Origin of the sequence: Microbacterium sp. LEMMJ01, from assembly GCF_002114135.1 — a bacterium.
Lineage (GTDB): Bacteria > Actinomycetota > Actinomycetes > Actinomycetales > Microbacteriaceae > Microbacterium.
Genome location: NZ_NCTV01000030.1, coordinates 253,826 through 270,497, shown reverse-complemented (window position 1 = coordinate 270,497; position 16,672 = coordinate 253,826). Strand labels below are relative to the sequence as shown.

The window sequence follows — 16,672 nt, the reverse complement described above, 5'->3', positions numbered from 1 at the left end:
CGTCAGACCAGGAGTCGGGAGTCGGAACCCCGCGGCGCATAGAGCGACCGCGGCAACAGCAGCGCCTCGGCCCGAGTCCCCCCGGCGACGTGCGCGCGGAGGCTGACGAGCACGGCCCGCAGGGGGACGGCGAGGTCGTCGGCAGCGGCGGACGTGCGCGCATAGTTCGCGCGCTCCACCGCCGTGACCAACCGGCCCAACGCGGCCTCGTCCGCACCTGCCTCCCTGACGAGCCCGGCGGCACGTATCCGCGGGCTCTCCGCGTCCGAGACGGGGATCCGGAGGTCGATCAGGGTGTCGCGCAGCTCCGCCCACGCCGCGGCGGCGTCTCCGTGGGCGGCACGACGCATCCGGAGGCGCCGCTCGAGGAGCCGGACGACGGCGGGGAGGAGGAGCACGATCACCACGCCGAGTGTCGTGAGGAGGACCGGCGTCGGGTCGAGCCGGCGCAGCTCCCCGGAGTCCGTCGAGCCGGCATCCGCATCCCTCCGGTCGACCTCCGGCCCGGAGGTCTCCTCGGTCTGTGGAGCCGTCGTGGGTGCGGGGGTCGCCGGGCCGCTGCTGCTCCCGCCCCCGGTGGTGCCGGCACGGAAGGCCGTGGGGACACCGAGCGAGGCGGTCGGCTCGAAAGGCACCCAGCCGATGCCGGGGAACAGCACCTCGGGCCAGGAGTGCAGCTGGTCGCTCGACACCGAGAAGATCGACTCGTCACCGCGCTTCTCGTCGGTGGGCGAACCGGGGAGGTATCCGACCACGATCCGCACCTGCATGCCGAGGCTCTCGGCCATGAGCGCGAAGGAGCCGGCGAAGTGCACGCAGTATCCGGAGCGTTCCTCGAGGAATCGCGCCACGGCGTCGGCGCCGGTGCCGTCGAAGCCCTCGTCGACCGGCGTCTCCAGCGAGTACTCGAACTGCGACCGGAACCAGTCCTGCAGCGCGACGAGCCGGTCGTAGTCGGTCTCCTCGTCCGCGGTCACCTCGGCCGCGAGCTCCGGGATGATAGCCGGGAGCTCCACCTCCTCGTCCTCGTCGGTCTCGCGGGGCGGGGCCGCTTCCGTCGCACGGATCTGCTCCAGCGTCGGCGTCACGCGGAGGGAGGTCACGGTGTAGTCGTTGCCGACCGCGTCGGCGCGGCGGGAGAACAACGTGCGGTTGTCGGGCGAGACGCGCCACGCCGCGCTGAGCCCCTGCACGTCCGTGGCCGGATACGGCACGGGCAGCCAGGAGCTCGACATCCGCAGCACCCGGATCGAGGTCGTCTGCTCGGCGGCGGTCACGTCCTCGCTCCACTCCGCGTCGCCGAACCCGTCCGCCTGGGACTGGAGGTCGCCGCGGTCCGGCTGCCAGACGCGGCCGTCGAACCGGGAGAGCGTCGTGAGGCGGAGGTAGGGAGCGGTATCCGCCTCGGTGGCCACCGTCAGCACCTCGACCGGACTCGGCTGTCGGAGGTCGTCGCCCAGGCGCAGGGAGGCGTCGACCGTGACGCCGACCCCGGTCCCGGCGATGCTGGACGCGACCGGGAGCAGCGGGGTCACGAGGAGCGTGGTCGCGATGGCGGCCGCCCCGACGGAGACCGCGACACCCGCCGAGGCGCGGCGCGGGGACTCGGGGTGCCGTCGCGCCGTGACCCGGAACAGGAGGAGGGCCACGACCGCCGCGATGGCGAACCAGGCCACGTTCGGCGGCCCCAGCGTCACGATCATGGGCACCGCGCCGACGGCACCCAGCAGGACGGTGGCGAGGACGGCGGCCCGGTGGGCGAGGAGGTGGTCGAGCAGGATCGCGACGAGGGCGAAGCCCGCACCCAGGGCGGCCGCGAGCCCGGGGGAGGCCTCCAGCGGAGCCGAGCCGAACACGATCTCCTGGACTGCTGCGGAGCCGAGGGCCTGGAACAGCGTGAGCGTGTCGGACGTCGGCACCACCCCCGCGACGGCGGTGTCTCCCGCGAGGAGCAGGGTGAGGAGACCGACGGCCACGAGGAGCTGCGCGAGCAGGGCGACCAGCCCGACGACGGCCGCAGGACGGTCGCGCAGCAGATGCCGTACGAGCATGCCGGCGCCGATCACCGCGACGACGACGAGGGTCACGACGAACGACCAGACCCCGGGGGCGATGACCGAGGTGAAGGGCCAGAGCGCGGTGAGCGCGGCGAGGGCGGCGAGGGCACCGAGGGCGAGGATCCCGGCCGGCTCCTCCCGATCGCGGTGCCAGCGCGGGCGGGTGCCGGTGGGCACGACGGCGGGCCGCGGCCGCTCATCCCGGAACATCGACGGCTCCCGTCCGTGCCGAGAGCGCGTCGTCCCATGCCTCGGCGACGTCGGTGCCCAGTCGCGCCACGGTCCAGCCGTGCTGTCGGGCAGCCTCCTCGGTGCCCGGCAGCGGGTCGGTGCTGAAGAGGAGCGGTGCGGCGGCGCCGGCGGGGCGGAGCAGCGCGGCGTCCTCCTCGTCCAGTCGGCCGGTCACGTAGACGAGCGGTCCGGGCGGTGTCCCGCCGAGCAGGGCGACGAGGTCGCGGCGCTCGCCGCGCGGCGTGACCATCGCCAGCGCGACCAGCAGGCCGTCCCGGTCGTCCTCGTGTCCGCGGAGGGCACCGAGGAGCGTGCCCGCGCTGTCCAGGACGTCGACGCTGTATCCCTCGGCGGCGAGATGGAGGGCGGCGGATGCGCACAGCGAGACCGCGGCCTCGAACGTCGGATCGATCTCCTCGGCATTCGCGGTCCACCCGCTGCCCGAGCGATCGAGCACGACGACGGCGTCCGGGCTCGACTCCTCCTCCTCCTGCCGGACCATGAGCTCTCCGCGGTGCGCGGTCGCCCTCCAGTGGATGCGGCGCATCGAGTCGCCGGGCGCGTATCCGCGGGGCGAGAGGTTGTCGCTGCCCTGGCCGAGCCGGGTGGAGGAGGTGTGCGCCGTGCCGCCCGCCGCCCCGATGCGGACGGCGAGCGGGGTCAGCGCGAAGACCTCCGGGACCACCGTGATCGTCCGCGTGTCGCCGAACGCCTGCTCCCGCTGCGCCAGACCGAACGGATCGACGGTGCGCAGCAGGAGCGGCCCCAGGGGCCAGACGCCGCGACGGACGCCGGTGACGAGGTAGCTGAGCTGCGGGGTGTCGGCGGGGTATTCGCCTCCCGAGTCGCCGGTGACGGCGGAGGGGAGGACATCGTGCCACAGCCCGTGCGGCACCCGGAGGGCCCGGAGCGTGAAGCGGACCGTCACGCGCGAGGTCTCCGAGACCGTGAGGAGGTCGGTCGAGATCTGCCGGGTGACCGTTCCGGAGCGGCGGGGGAGGCGGACGGCGAGAGCCGCGAACAGCGTGAGCGCGGCCAGCAGGACCCCGAGGTACAGCAGGATCCGCGCACCGAGGATGTTGGCCGCGATCACGCATCCGAGCGCGGCGATGAGCGCACCGGTGCCGCGCGGCGTGAGCAGTCGACGTCGGCGCATGGCGGTGTCCTCAGGAACGGGTCGCGACGGGCACGCGCACGCGCTCCGCGATCTGGGTGAGCGCCGCCTCGACCGGCTGGGCGCCCGCCCGATGCGCGCCGCGGGCCGGGAGCAGCCGATGGGCGAACACGGGGATCAGCAGGTCCGTGATGTCATCCGGGATGACGTAGTCGCGGCCGTCCAGTGCGGCCCAGACCTTCGCCGCGCGGACGAGCTGCAGCGTGGCCCGCGGGCTGGCGCCGAGGTGCAGGCTCGGGTCGGTGCGGGTGGCCTGGGCGAGGGCGACCGCGTACTCCTCGAGTGCGGGCGCCACGTGCACGGCCCGGGCCCAGGCGATGAGCTGCGAGATCGCGGTGGCGTCCGCGACCGGGGTCACGGTCGCCAGCGGGTTCACGACGTCACGCTGCCGCAGCATGAGGGCCTCGGCTGCGGGGTCGGGGTAGCCCATCGAGATGCGCATCATGAACCGGTCGCGCTGCGCCTCGGGGAGCGCGTAGGTGCCCTCCATCTCCAGCGGGTTCTGCGTGGCGACGACGAGGAACGGGTCGGGCAGCCGATGCGTGGAGCCGTCGACCGTGACCTGCCCCTCCTCCATGGCCTCCAGGAGCGCGGACTGGGTCTTGGGGGAGGAACGGTTGATCTCGTCGGCGATGACGATGTGGGCGAAGACGGCGCCGCGCTTGAACTCGAACTCGCGATCGACGGGGTTGTAGACCGAGACCCCCGTGACGTCGCCGGGCAGGAGGTCAGGGGTGAACTGGATGCGCCGGACGGTGGCGTCGACGGTCGCGGCGAGGGCGCGGGCCAGCATCGTCTTCCCGACGCCGGGCACGTCCTCGATGAGCAGATGGCCTTCGGCGAGCAGGCAGACGAGGGCGCTGCGCACGGCCTCGGGCTTCCCGTCGATCACCTGGCTGATCGAGCCGAGGATGGCCGCGGTCTGGGCGGCGAATCCGTCGGCGTCGATCGCGACCGGGCTCAGGGGGGCGTTCTCTGGCATGCGTTCCCTCTCGTCCGGCGCAACGATGCGCGTGCATCGATCGTACGCTCCGCACGGCCCGCGGGACCATGCCGGGCTGCGGTCGTCGGGTCCCGTCGGCTTCGGGTAGAGTGGACGACGGCTCTCCGCGTGGCGGCATCCAGGCCAATTCCCCCAGGGCGGAAACGCAGCAAGGGTAACCGGGCTCTGCTGGGTGCGCGGAGGGTCTTTTCTTTTGCCCGCGTCCAGCCGGCCGCAGGGTGCTCCTGCGAGAATCGAGCGGTGACCGTTCCTCCGCCGGCCAGGCCCGAGCATCCGCTGCGGCGATTCGCGTCGCCCGTGCTGCTGCTCGCGGCCATGTGGGCGGTGCAGTTCGCGGACGCGGTGCTGCCGGGCTCCTTCAGCGGCCTCGGCATCCGCTCGTGGGACCCTGCGGGACTCCTGGGGATCGTCTTCGCCCCGCTGCTGCACGCGAGCTGGGCGCATCTGATCGCGAACTCCGTGCCGTTCCTCGTGCTCGGCTGCCTGGTCGCGGTCGAGGGCACGCGCCGGTTCTGGGCCGTCACCGTGATCGTCGCGGTCGTCGGCGGGCTCGGGACCTGGCTCGTGAACGCCCCCGGCACGCTGACCGTGGGCGCCTCCGGGCTCGTCTTCGGGTACTTCGGCTACGTGGTGATGCGGGTGTTCGCTCCCGGCCGCGTGTCGCACCGCATCCTCTACGCGGTGATCGCCGTCGTCGTGGTCGGCCTGTACGGCGGCACCATGCTGGCCGGGGTGTTCGGCGTCGCGGACGGCGTGTCCTGGCAGGGCCATCTGTTCGGCGCCATCGGGGGCGGTGCGGCCGCGCTCGCCGGACGGCGTCCCGACCAGCGCCGCGCCGTCGGACGATGACGGCTCCGCGCACGAGGAGGACGACGGCGACGCGGACCACGTCGACCCGGCGGCCCGCCGCGTCGCGCGAGGCCGCCAACCGCCGACGCCGGGAGGCCCGCCGTCGAGCCGCCCGGCGCGCACAGCGGAAACGGATCCTGCGGCGCGTCGCCGTGTCCGCCGCCGTGGTGGCCGCGGGGGCGGTGCTGCTCGTGCTCATCCCGCTGGGGCTGGCGAGGGATCCGGCGCCGGTCTGCCTCGACCGTCCGTCGACCTTCCCCCAGGCGGGCGTCGCCGGATGGAGCGGCGAACAGCTCGAGAACGCCGCGACCATCATCCGCACCGCCGACGAGCTCGGGTTCGCGCGGGACGGTCAGATCCTCGGCGTCATGACCGCGATGGGCGAGAGCAGCCTGCGCAACATCGACTACGGGGACTGGGAGACGCGCGGCTGGACCAATCCGGATGGATCGCGCACGACGAGCATCGGTCTCTTCCAGCAGCAGGAGTGGTGGGGGAGCGCGGAGCAGCGGATGGATCCCGCCACCGCGGCCCGCCTGTTCTTCGAGCGCCTGGCGCGGGTCCCCGACTGGCGGTCGATGGCGCCCTCGCACGCCATCCACCGGGTGCAGGTGAACACGGACCGGGACTACTACACGCGGTACCAGGAGGATGCCACGGCCGTCGTCGACGTGCTGTCCGGCCCGTGCGAGTGACGCGCGCGTTTGTCACGGCAGCGGCGGGGTGCGGTGTCGGGGTGCCCGCCTAAGCTGGAGCCGTGTCGCGGAGCATCTACATCACCTCGGCCGAAGGCCACACCGGGAAGTCGACGATCGCCCTCGGGGTGCTCGATGCGCTGATGCGCGTGTCGCCGCGCGTGGGCGTGTTCCGCCCGATCGCCCGCGCGGTCGCCGAGCGCGACGAGATCCTCGAGCTGCTGCTCGCCCACGACGGCGTCCAGCTCGACTACGAGGACTGCATCGGCGTCACCTACGACGACGTGCGCGCCGACCCCGAGGGCGCGCTGTCGACCATCGTCGCGCGCTTCAAGGCCGTCGAGGCGCAGTGCGACGCCGTCGTCATCGTCGGCAGCGACTACACCGACGTCGCGAGCCCCGCCGAACTCGGCTTCAACGCCCGGATCGCGGCGAACCTCGGAGCCCCCGTCCTGCTCGTTCTGAGCGGACGCGACCAGCAGCGGCAGGCCGAGCAGCTCGGCACGACCACCGCGCGGGAGGCCGCCGCCGTCGGCCAGATCGCCGCCCTGGCGCTGCCGGAACTCGCCGAGGAGCGCGCGGAGCTGTTCGCGGTGGCCGTGAACAGGGCCGACCCCGACGGGCTCGACGCCATCGTCGACGCGGTGCGGGCCGTCCTCCCCGCCGGCACCCCGGTCTGGGCGCTGCCCGAGGATCGAGCGCTCGTCGCGCCGTCCATCCGCGGCATCGTGTCGGCCGTCGACGGCACGCTGCTCAAGGGCGACGAGGATCGTCTGACCGCGGTCGCGCTGTCGATCGTCGTGGCCGGCATGTCGATGGTGAACGTCCTGCCGCGCCTCACCGACGAGGCCGTGGTCGTGATCCCCGCCGACCGCACCGAGGTGCTGCTCGCCGCCCTCCTCGCCGACTCCTCCGGCACGTTCCCGCGGATCGCCGGGATCATCCTCAACGGGCCGTTCCCGCTGCCGGACCCGATCCTCCAGCTGCTCGACGGCTTCGCCTCCTCGGTGCCGATCATCACCACCGACCTCGGCACCTACGACACGGCGGTGCGGGTGATGGGCACCCGTGGCCGCATCTCCGCCGACTCGCGCGGTCGCTACGACCGGGCGCTCGGACTCTTCCAGGCGCACGTCGACGTGGCCGAGCTCACCGAGCAGCTCGGTCTCGCGGAGGCGCACGTCGTCACGCCGCTCATGTTCCAGTACGGCCTGATGGAACGCGCGCGGTCCGACCGCCGCCACATCGTCCTCCCCGAGGGCGACGACGACCGCATCCTCCGGGCGGCGGCGGCGCTGCTGTCCCGCGAGGTGGCGGAGCTGACGATCCTCGGCGACGACGGGGCGATCCGCGCGCGGGCGGCGGAACTCGGCCTCGACATCGCCGGCGCGCACGTGGTGAGCCCCACCGACCCAGAGCTCGTGGAGCGCTTCGCCGCCGAGTACGCCCGGCTGCGCGCTCACAAGGGGATCACCCTCGCGCAGGCCGCCGACACCGTCACCGACGTCTCCTACTTCGGGACGATGATGGTGCACCTCGGGCTCGCCGACGGCATGGTCTCCGGTGCCGCGCACACCACGGCGCACACGATCCGGCCGTCCTTCGAGATCATCAAGACGAAGCCGGGGGTGAACGTCGTCTCCAGCGTGTTCCTCATGGCCCTCGCCGACCGCGTGCTCGTGTACGGCGACTGCGCGGTCATCCCCGATCCCACGGCCGAGCAGCTCGCCGACATCGCGATCTCGTCCGCCACCACCGCCCGGCAGTTCGGCATCGACCCCCGCGTGGCGATGCTGTCGTACTCCACCGGCGAGTCCGGGTCGGGGGCCGACGTCGACAAGGTCAGGGCGGCGACGGCGCTCGTGCGCGAGCGCGCTCCCGAACTCCTCGTGGAGGGTCCCATCCAGTACGACGCCGCCGCCGATGCGGCGGTCGCCAAGGCGAAGCTGCCGGACTCGGCCGTGGCGGGGCGGGCGACGGTGTTCGTCTTCCCCGACCTCAACACCGGCAACAACACCTACAAGGCGGTGCAGCGCTCCGCCGGCGCCGTGGCCATCGGTCCGGTGCTGCAGGGGCTCAACAAACCGATCAACGACCTGTCCCGCGGCGCGCTCGTCGACGACATCGTGAACACGGTGGCCATCACGGCGATCCAGGCCCAGGGCGACGAGCGAGCGGGGGAGGAGGCATGAGCGCGATCCTCGTCATCAACAGCGGGTCGTCCTCGCTGAAGTACAGCCTCATCGACACGGCGCACGAGGACGAGCTCGCCAGCGGGCTCATCGAGCGCATCGGGCAGGACTCCAGCCCCGTCGCCCACACCGTGCGCCCGGAGCCGGGTGACGGACCGTCGGCGACGATGCTCGACGCCACCTACCGCGACGAACAGTCCATCCCCGACCACGCCGCCGCCTTCGAGGTCATGCGCGCCCAGTTCGCCGCGCACGGCCCCTCCCTCGAGGCGCATCCCCCGGTCGCGGTCGGGCATCGGGTCGTGCACGGTGGTGCGCGCTTCTACGCGCCGACCCTGATCGACGCCGACGTCGAGCGGCAGATCGACGAGCTCGCCGTGCTCGCGCCGCTGCACAATCCGGCGAACCTCGCCGGCATCCGGGCGGCTCGCGCCGTGTTCGACAGCGTCCCGCACGTGGCGGTGTTCGACACCGCGTTCCACCAGACGCTGCCGCCGGCGGCCTACACCTACGCGATCGATGCGGCGCTCGCCGCCGAGCACCGGGTCCGCCGGTACGGCTTCCACGGCACGAGCCATCAGTACGTCAGCGAGACCGCCGCACGCTTCCTCGGGCGCGACCTCGGGACCCTCCGGCAGCTCGTGTTCCACCTCGGTAACGGCGCGTCGGTCACCGCGATCGACGGGGGTCGCTCGGTCGAGACCTCGATGGGCCTCACGCCGCTCGAGGGCCTCGTCATGGGCACGCGGTCGGGCGACATCGACCCGGCCGCTCTCGTGCACCTGTCCCGCCGCGCCGGCTACACCATCGACGACCTCGACGCGCTGCTGAACACCCGCAGTGGACTGGCGGGACTCGCCGGACGCAGCGACATGCGCGACATCCTCGCGGGCGTCGCCGCGGGGGAGGAGGCCGCGACGCTGGCCTTCGACGTGTACGTCCACCGTCTGAGGGCCTACGCCGGCGCGTACATCGCGCAGCTCGGCGGGGTCGACGTCGTGTCCTTCACCGCGGGCGTCGGGGAGAATGCGGCGCCCGTGCGGGCGGCGGCGATGGCGACGCTCGGCTTCGCGGGGATCGAGATCGACCCGGCCCGCAACGAGGCGAAGGAGCGCGGCGTCCGCGTCATCTCGACGGACGCCTCGGCCGTGACGGTCCTCGTCGTCCCCACCGACGAGGAGCTCCAGATCGCCAGGCAGACCGCCGAACTGCTCTGATCACGGTCCGGGGTTACCCCGCGCGCGCCACCGCCATTACGCTTGCACAGTGGCACGGAGAGGTGCCGACCCGACCCTCGTCCTTCTCCTGGAGGCTCTGTGCCAGACGCGCTGCCCGACCTGTTCCACGCCGACGGTGTGCTGTTCGACCTCGACGGCGTCCTCACGCCGACCGCCGAGGTGCACATGCGCGCCTGGAAGGCGGTCTTCGATGACGTCTTCGCCCGCTGGGACATCACGCCGCCGTACACCGACGAGGACTACTTCGCCTACGTCGACGGCAAGAAGCGCTACGACGGCGTCGCGAGCCTGCTGCGCAGCCGCAACGTCGAGGTGCCCTGGGGCTCGGTGGACGACGACCCGTCCGCCGAGACCATCTGCGGGATCGGCAACCGCAAGAACGCCGCGTTCGCGGCGTCGCTCCGCAGCCAGGGCATCGCTCCGTTCCCCGGCTCCCTCGCCGTGGTCGAGGCGCTGCACGCCGCGGGGATCCCGCTCGGTGTCGTCTCCAGCTCCAAGAACGCCGAGGAGGTGCTGGCGGCCGCCGGCATGCGGTCCTTCTTCCGCGTCGTGATCGACGGCGTCGTCGCCGAGCGTGAGCACCTCGCCTCCAAGCCCGCGGCCGACATGTTCGCCGCCGGCGCCACGGCCCTCGGCGTCGACCCGGCCCGCAGCATCGCCGTCGAGGACGCCACCTCCGGCGCCGCTTCGGCCGCCGCCGCCGGATACGCCGTCGTCATCGGCGTCGACCGCGGCGCCGGCGCCAACGCACTCCGCGCCGCCGGCGCGACCCACGTCGTCGACGACCTCGGCGTCCTGCTTCCCGCCGCCCGCACCGACACCCCGGAGACCGCATGATCGACCGCGACCGCTTCCCCGTCGACCCGTGGCGTCTCATCGAGACGCGCTACTCGGAGGAGGGCGTCGGCGAGACGCTGTTCTCGGTCGGCAACGGCTACCTCGGGCTCCGGGGCAACCACATCGAGGGGCGCGGCGCGCAGGAGCACGGCACCTTCATCAACGGCCTGCACGAGACATGGCCGATCCGGCACGCCGAGCAGGCCTACGGCTTCGCCGAGGTCGGCCAGACGATCGTCAACGCCCCCGACGCCAAGGTGATGCGGCTCTACGTCGACGACGAGCCGATCTCCCTCGACGACGCGGACGTGCGCGAGTACGCCCGCACGCTCGACATGCGCACGGGTGTGCTGGAACGGCGCGTCGTCTGGGAGACCCCGTCAGGCAAGCGGGTACGCATGCGGGATCAGCGTCTCGTGAGCTTCGAGGAGCGCCACCTCGCCGTGCTGCGGCTCGAGGTCGTGGTCGAGAACGCCAACGCCCCGGTCACGATCAGCTGCCAGCTGCTCAACCGTCAGGACGGGGCGGGCGTCTACGCCGGCTCCCCGATGACGACCAAGGGCGCCGCCTTCGACCCGCGCAAGGCCGAGCGCATCGCGGACCGCGTGCTGGAGCCGGCGGAGCACTGGCAGGACGGGCTGCGCTCCGCGCTGTCGTACCGGGTCGCCGCGTCCGGGATGACCGTCGCCGTCGTCGCCGATCACATCATCGAGACGGAGAACGACTACAACGTCCGGACGCTCATCGAGCCGGACATCGCCAAGAACGTCTTCCGCGTCCAGGCGAAGGCCGGCGTCCCCATCACGATCACCAAGCTCGTCAGCTACCACTCGTCCCGCGGCGTGCCCCCGCGGGAGCTCGTCGACCGCTGCCGTCGCTCTCTCGACCGGGCAGCGGACGAGGGCGTGGAGACGGTGTTCCGTCGTCAGCGCGAGTGGCTCGACGCGTTCTGGGAGCGCAGCGACGTGCAGATCGGCGGGCGCGACGACCTGCAGCAGGCCACCCGGTGGTGCCTGTTCCAGCTCGCTCAGGCCTCGGCCAGGGCGGACGGCGCCGGCGTCCCCGCGAAGGGACTCACCGGCTCCGGCTACAGCGGCCACTACTTCTGGGACACCGAGATCTACGTGCTCCCGTTCCTCACCTACACGACGCCGCGCTGGGCGTACAACGCTCTCCGGGCCCGGGTGAAGATGCTCCCCGCGGCGCGCCGCCGGGCCGCTCAGCTCAACGAGGCCGGCGCGCTCTTCCCGTGGCGCACGATCAACGGCGAGGAGGCCTCGGCGTACTACGCCGCCGGCACCGCGCAGTACCACATCAACGCCGACATCAGCTTCGCGCTCGGCAAGTACGTGCGGGCGACCGGGGACGAGGCCTTCCTGCGGCGCGAGGGCGCCGACGTCGCGATCGAGACCGCGCGGCTCTGGGCCACCCTCGGCTTCTGGCGGGGATCGCGGCTCGTGGAGCAGTCCGGCGCCGGCGACGGCCTCCAGACGTTCCACATCCACGGCGTCACCGGCCCGGACGAGTACACGACCGTCGTGAACGACAACCTGTACACGAACGTCATGGCGCGGTACAACCTCCGGTACGCGGCCAAGGTCGTGCGGGAGATCCGCGACAGCTACCCCGAGGACTACGCGGCCCTCGTCGAGCGCACGGGCCTCGGCTCCGGTGAGGCGGAGTCCTGGGAGCGGGCCGCGGAGGCGATGTACATCCCGTACAGCGAGAGCCTCGGCATCCACCCGCAGGATTCGCTGTTCCTGGAGCGGGAGGTCTGGGACCTCGCGAACACCCCGGCCGACCAGCGCCCGCTGCTGCTGCACTTCCACCCGCTCGTGATCTACCGCTTCCAGGTGCTCAAGCAGGCCGACGTCGTGCTGGCGCTGTTCCTCCAGGGCAACCACTTCTCGCCCGAGGAGAAGAAGGCCGACTTCGACTACTACGACCCGCTGACGACGGGCGACTCGACCCTCTCGGCGGTCGTGCAGTCGATCCTCGCGGCAGAGGTGGGCTATCAGGACCTCGCGCAGAAGTACTTCGAGCAGTCGCTGTTCGTCGATCTGCACGACCTGCACCACAACGCGGCGGACGGGGTGCACGTCGCCTCGGCCGGTGGCGTGTGGACGGCCCTCGTCTGCGGCTTCGGCGGTATGCGCGACTACGGCGGTGACCTCAGCTTCGACCCGCGGCTCCCCGAGTCCTGGCCGTCGCTGTCGTTCCCGCTGCAGTGGCAGGGGACGGCGATGCAGGTGACCGTCACGCGGCACGAGCTGCGCGTCGAGGTGCGCAGCGGACCTCCGGTGCCGTTCAGCGTGCGGGACAACGCATACATCGCGACGCTGGAGGACGAGGTCATCGTCCCGCTCGCGAACCAGGGACCCGTGATCCCCGGACGCCCGACCCTGCAGGAGTTCGCCGACGCCCGCCGCGACGACGGCACGCGGCTTTCGGCCTCGGTCCCGGTGATCACGAGCGCGATCCCCGTCATCGAGAACCTCGACTGACCGCTGACCCACCCCTCTGCGTGCGTCCCACCCCGTTGCGGACGCACGCAGAGGGGTGGCTCGCGTGAAAGGGGCCGGGTCGACCGGGAGGGGAGCAACGTCGGTGGCACGCCGTAGGCTGGAGGGGTGACCACAGCCCTCTACCGCCGCTACCGACCCGAGACGTTCGGCGAGATGATCGGGCAGTCGCAGGTGACCGATCCGCTCATGACCGCGCTGCGTGGCGACCGCGTCGGCCACGCCTACCTGTTCTCCGGCCCGCGCGGTTGCGGCAAGACCACCTCGGCGCGCATCCTCGCCCGGTGCCTGAACTGCGCGGAGGGCCCGACCGACACCCCCTGCGGGACCTGCCCGAGCTGTGTCGAGCTGTCCAGGGCGGGCGGCGGATCGCTCGACGTCGTCGAGATCGACGCGGCGAGTCACAACGGCGTCGACGACGCGCGCGACCTGCGCGAGCGGGCGACCTTCGCCCCGAGCCGCGACCGCTTCAAGATCTTCATCCTCGACGAGGCGCACATGGTCACCCCGCAGGGCTTCAACGCGCTGCTGAAGCTGGTCGAGGAGCCCCCGCCGCACGTCAAGTTCATCTTCGCGACGACGGAGCCCGAGAAGGTGCTCGGCACGATCCGCTCGCGCACCCATCACTACCCGTTCCGGCTGGTCCCGCCCGCCGCGATGCTCGACTACGTCGAGAAGCTCTGCGCGGAGGAGGGGGTCATCGTCGAGCAGGGCGTCCTCCCGCTCGTCGTCCGCGCCGGGGGTGGCTCGCCCCGCGACACCCTGTCGCTGCTGGATCAGCTCATCGCGGGATCGGACGCCCCTGCCGGCTCGGAGACCGTCACCGTCGGCTACGCGCGCGCGGTCGCGCTGCTCGGGTACACCCACGGGGCCCTCCTCGACGAGATCGTCGATGCGCTGGCGGCGGGCGACGCCGCGACCGCCTTCCCGGCCATCGACCGCGTCGTGCAGACCGGACAGGACCCGCGTCGCTTCGTCGACGATCTCCTGGAGCGCCTGCGCGACCTCATCGTGATCGCCGCCGTGGGCTCCGGTGCCTCTGCCGTGCTCCGCGGGATCGCGGAAGACGAGCTCGACCGTATGCGCCGCCAGGCAGAGTCGTTCGGCGCCGCGCGGCTCTCCCGTACGGCCGACGTGGTCAGCGCGGCTCTCGACGACATGTCCGGAGCCACGTCGCCCCGCCTCCACCTCGAGCTCATGGTGGCCCGCGTCCTCGCCGCATCCGGGGGGTCGACCTCGACCGGAGCAGCCGCGTCGGGCGCGCTGCACCCGCCGGCCACGACGCACCCGCCGGTGATCCCGCCCGCGGCCGCGGCACCGTCTCCCACGGCTGCGCCCGGCACGGAGACCGCGCCGGCAGTGCCCTCGACGCCCGCGGCACCGGCTCCTTCCGCGCCGGCCGTCTCCGGCCCTGCGGCCGCCGCTGAGCCCGAGCGCTCCCCGGAGCGCGAGCAGGCGCCGGAACCCGCCCGTCCCGCGGAGCCCGACCCCACGCCGGCTCCGGCCCCGGAGTCGTCCGCGCCGTCCGCTCCCGTCACGTTCGACCGCGTCCGCGACGCCTGGCCCGCCGTGCTGAAGCGTCTCGAAGGCATCAGCCGCACGTCCTGGCTGCTCGCCACCGCTGTGCAGCCGCTGGCCTACGACGGCGAGTCCGAGGTCCTGACCCTCGGATTCACGAGTCAGCACGACGTCGCGAAATTCAAGGGGACCACGCCCGGCTCCGGACCGTCCGACCACCTCCGCACGGCCATCGAGCAGGAGGTCGGGGTGCGGGTCAAGTACCTGCCGGCCCCGATGCCGCCCGGCGGTGCGCCGCGGCAGCCCGCCTCCTCGGGATCCGCCGCCCCGGCCGACACCGCTCCCGCATCGGAGCCTGCGTCAGCGCGTCCCTCCCGCCCGCAGACCCGCGCCGCCGCGGCCCCCGTGACGGAGTGGGCGGTCGCACCCATCCCGACGACAGCGGCCGTAGCGCCCCTCGCCGTCGACGAGGAGCCGGAGGAGGTCGAGGCCGCCTCCGCCGCCCCGACCCCGCCGGCCGACGGCAGGATCGATCGCGATGAGCCGCCGCTGCCCGGCGACGACGACGCTCCCGCGTTCGACGAGGAGCCGCCGTACGATCCGGCCTACGAGCCCCCGGCTCCGTACGACCGCCCTCCCTCCCCACGCGCGACTCCGGCGGCGGCCCCGCAGGCGGCCGCTCGTACGGCCGCCGCGGCCGCTCCACCGGTCGTCGTCGAGCGCACCCCCGCCGCCGGCGGCGTGCAGCGCTACGGAGAGGCCGTGATCCGCCAGGTGCTCGGCGCGACGTTCCTTCGCGAAGAGCCCTACGAGCCCCCCACGAGGTTCTCCTGATGTACGACGGCATCGTCCAAGAGCTGATCGACGAGTTCGGCCGCCTTCCCGGCATCGGCCCGAAGTCGGCGCAGCGCATCGCGTTCCACATCCTGCAGACGCCGACGTTCGACGTCGCCCGTCTCGCCGAGCTGCTGACCGAGATCCGCATCCGGGTCCGCTTCTGCGAGATCTGCGGCAACGTCGCGGAGCAGGAACGCTGCGCGATCTGTCGCGACCCTCGCCGCAACCAGGCGCTGATCTGCGTGGTCGAGGACGCGAAGGACGTCGCGGCGATCGAGCGCACGCGGGAGTTCCGCGGCCTGTACCACGTGCTCGGCGGCGCGATCAGCCCCATCGCGGGCATCGGGCCGGACGACCTCCGGATCGCCCAGCTCATGACGAGGCTCGCCGACGGCACCGTGCAGGAGGTCATCATCGCCACGAACCCCAATCTGGAGGGGGAGGCGACGGCGAGCTACCTGAGCCGGCTCCTGACGACGATGCAGATCACGGTCTCGCGGCTCGCCTCGGGCCTCCCGGTCGGCGGCGACCTCGAGTACGCGGACGAGGTGACGCTCGGCCGGGCCTTCGAGGGCCGGCGCGTGCTGTGACTCCGCAGTCCGGCTTCTCCCGCCGGGGCTGGCTGCTCTTCGGGGTCATGGCCCTGCTCTGGGGCGTTCCCTACCTCTTCATCAGCGTGGCGGTGGATTCGATCTCCCCGCCCGCGATCGTGGCGGGACGGACGCTGATCGCCGCCCTCCTCCTGCTGCCGTTCGCCCTGCGCAGCGGGGCCCTCCGCGCGGCGCTGCGGCACTGGCCGTGGGTGCTGGCCTTCGGGGCCGTGGAGATGGCCGGACCGTTCCTCCTCCTCGGGCACGCCGAGATGACGCTGCCCTCCGGAATGACCGGACTCCTCGTCGCCACGGTGCCGCTGTTCGCCGCCCTCATCGCGCTGGGCGGTGGCGACCGCGGCGTGCTGCGTCCCGCCCGCGGCATCGGCCTGCTGGTCGGCTTCGTCGGCGTCGCCATCGTCGTGGCGGGACCGGGGCTCTTCGGGGGAGAGGTGAGTCTGCTCGCGGCCGGGGAGGTGCTGCTCGTCGCGGTGCTGTACGCGATCGCACCGTTCATCGTGGCGCGCAAGCTGAACGACGTGCCCTCGCTCGGCACGATCACGCTGTCTCTGCTCATGATCGGCATCTTCTATCTCCCGATCGGTCTGCTCACGCAGCACGAGGTGCCGACGCTCCCGTCGATCGGCGCCCTCCTCGCCCTCGCCGTCATCTGCACGGCGCTGGCGTTCCTGGCCTTCTTCGCGCTGATCCGCGAGGTCGGACCGGTCAGGGCGCCGCTGTTCACCTACGTGAACCCCGTCGTGGCGATCGTGCTCGGCGCCATCGTGCTCGCCGAGCCCCTCACCCCGGGGCTCCTCCTCGGATTCCCGCTGATCATCGTTGGCTGCTGGTTCGCCGCCACCGGAGGGCGCCTGCGCCCGGTGACGCCCGTCCCGCCCGCCCCCGCCTGAGCCGTCACATGCGCGGGG

At 72.7% G+C, this 16,672-nt stretch carries 12 protein-coding genes and 1 other RNA gene; 10 read left to right on the top strand and 3 right to left on the bottom strand.

Translation table 11 applies throughout. The features are described 5' to 3' along the window. Positions 1-2: 2 nt before the first annotated feature. Genes B7W94_RS10125 through B7W94_RS10115 form a run of 3 tightly spaced genes read right to left on the bottom strand, consistent with a single transcriptional unit; the run spans position 3 to position 4,444 of the window. A complete protein-coding gene (locus tag B7W94_RS10125) occupies positions 3-2,267 on the bottom strand; it encodes a transglutaminase family protein (RefSeq protein ID WP_085606282.1) in 2,265 nt (754 codons plus the stop codon). Continuing rightward, complete coding sequence (locus B7W94_RS10120; RefSeq protein WP_085606280.1) at positions 2,254-3,444, bottom strand: DUF58 domain-containing protein; 1,191 nt, start codon at positions 3,442-3,444, stop codon at positions 2,254-2,256. The genes B7W94_RS10125 and B7W94_RS10120 overlap by 14 nt, the downstream gene beginning before the upstream one ends. 10 nt (positions 3,445-3,454) lie before the next feature. Continuing rightward, complete coding sequence (locus tag B7W94_RS10115) at positions 3,455-4,444, bottom strand: AAA family ATPase (RefSeq protein ID WP_085606278.1); 990 nt, start codon at positions 4,442-4,444, stop codon at positions 3,455-3,457. Between the two features lie 116 nt (positions 4,445-4,560). On the opposite strand from B7W94_RS10115, the gene ffs reads away from it, so the two are divergent. From ffs to B7W94_RS10065, 10 genes are all read left to right on the top strand, one after another. Beyond that, positions 4,561-4,657, top strand: an RNA gene (gene ffs, locus B7W94_RS10110) — signal recognition particle sRNA small type. Between the two features lie 48 nt (positions 4,658-4,705). Beyond that, the gene (locus tag B7W94_RS10105) at positions 4,706-5,314 is read left to right on the top strand and encodes a rhomboid family intramembrane serine protease (protein WP_060922551.1); all 609 of its coding nucleotides are present in this window, start codon (positions 4,706-4,708) and stop codon (positions 5,312-5,314) included. Further along, on the top strand, positions 5,311-6,009 hold the full coding sequence (locus B7W94_RS10100; protein ID WP_253247423.1) for a hypothetical protein: 699 nt from the start codon (positions 5,311-5,313) through the stop codon (positions 6,007-6,009). The genes B7W94_RS10105 and B7W94_RS10100 overlap by 4 nt, the downstream gene beginning before the upstream one ends. A gap of 62 nt (positions 6,010-6,071) precedes the next feature. Next, positions 6,072-8,201: a phosphate acetyltransferase gene (gene pta / locus B7W94_RS10095; RefSeq protein WP_085606276.1), complete on the top strand. Its 2,130-nt coding sequence runs from the start codon at positions 6,072-6,074 to the stop codon at positions 8,199-8,201. Beyond that, the gene (locus B7W94_RS10090) at positions 8,198-9,418 is read left to right on the top strand and encodes an acetate/propionate family kinase (protein ID WP_085606274.1); all 1,221 of its coding nucleotides are present in this window, start codon (positions 8,198-8,200) and stop codon (positions 9,416-9,418) included. Before pta ends, B7W94_RS10090 begins: the two co-directional genes overlap by 4 nt. A gap of 99 nt (positions 9,419-9,517) precedes the next feature. After that, the gene (locus B7W94_RS10085; RefSeq protein WP_085606272.1) at positions 9,518-10,276 is read left to right on the top strand and encodes a beta-phosphoglucomutase family hydrolase; all 759 of its coding nucleotides are present in this window, start codon (positions 9,518-9,520) and stop codon (positions 10,274-10,276) included. Continuing rightward, entirely contained in the window at positions 10,273-12,780 is a 2,508-nt protein-coding gene (locus B7W94_RS10080; protein ID WP_025104253.1) for a glycoside hydrolase family 65 protein, read from the top strand. The genes B7W94_RS10085 and B7W94_RS10080 overlap by 4 nt, the downstream gene beginning before the upstream one ends. A 126-nt stretch (positions 12,781-12,906) precedes the next feature. Next, the gene (locus tag B7W94_RS10075) at positions 12,907-15,150 is read left to right on the top strand and encodes a DNA polymerase III subunit gamma and tau (RefSeq protein ID WP_085606270.1); all 2,244 of its coding nucleotides are present in this window, start codon (positions 12,907-12,909) and stop codon (positions 15,148-15,150) included. After that, on the top strand, positions 15,150-15,743 hold the full coding sequence (gene recR, locus B7W94_RS10070; protein ID WP_025104255.1) for a recombination mediator RecR: 594 nt from the start codon (positions 15,150-15,152) through the stop codon (positions 15,741-15,743). Before B7W94_RS10075 ends, recR begins: the two co-directional genes overlap by 1 nt. Continuing rightward, a complete protein-coding gene (locus B7W94_RS10065) occupies positions 15,740-16,654 on the top strand; it encodes a DMT family transporter (protein WP_085606268.1) in 915 nt (304 codons plus the stop codon). Before recR ends, B7W94_RS10065 begins: the two co-directional genes overlap by 4 nt. Positions 16,655-16,672 lie beyond the last annotated feature (18 nt).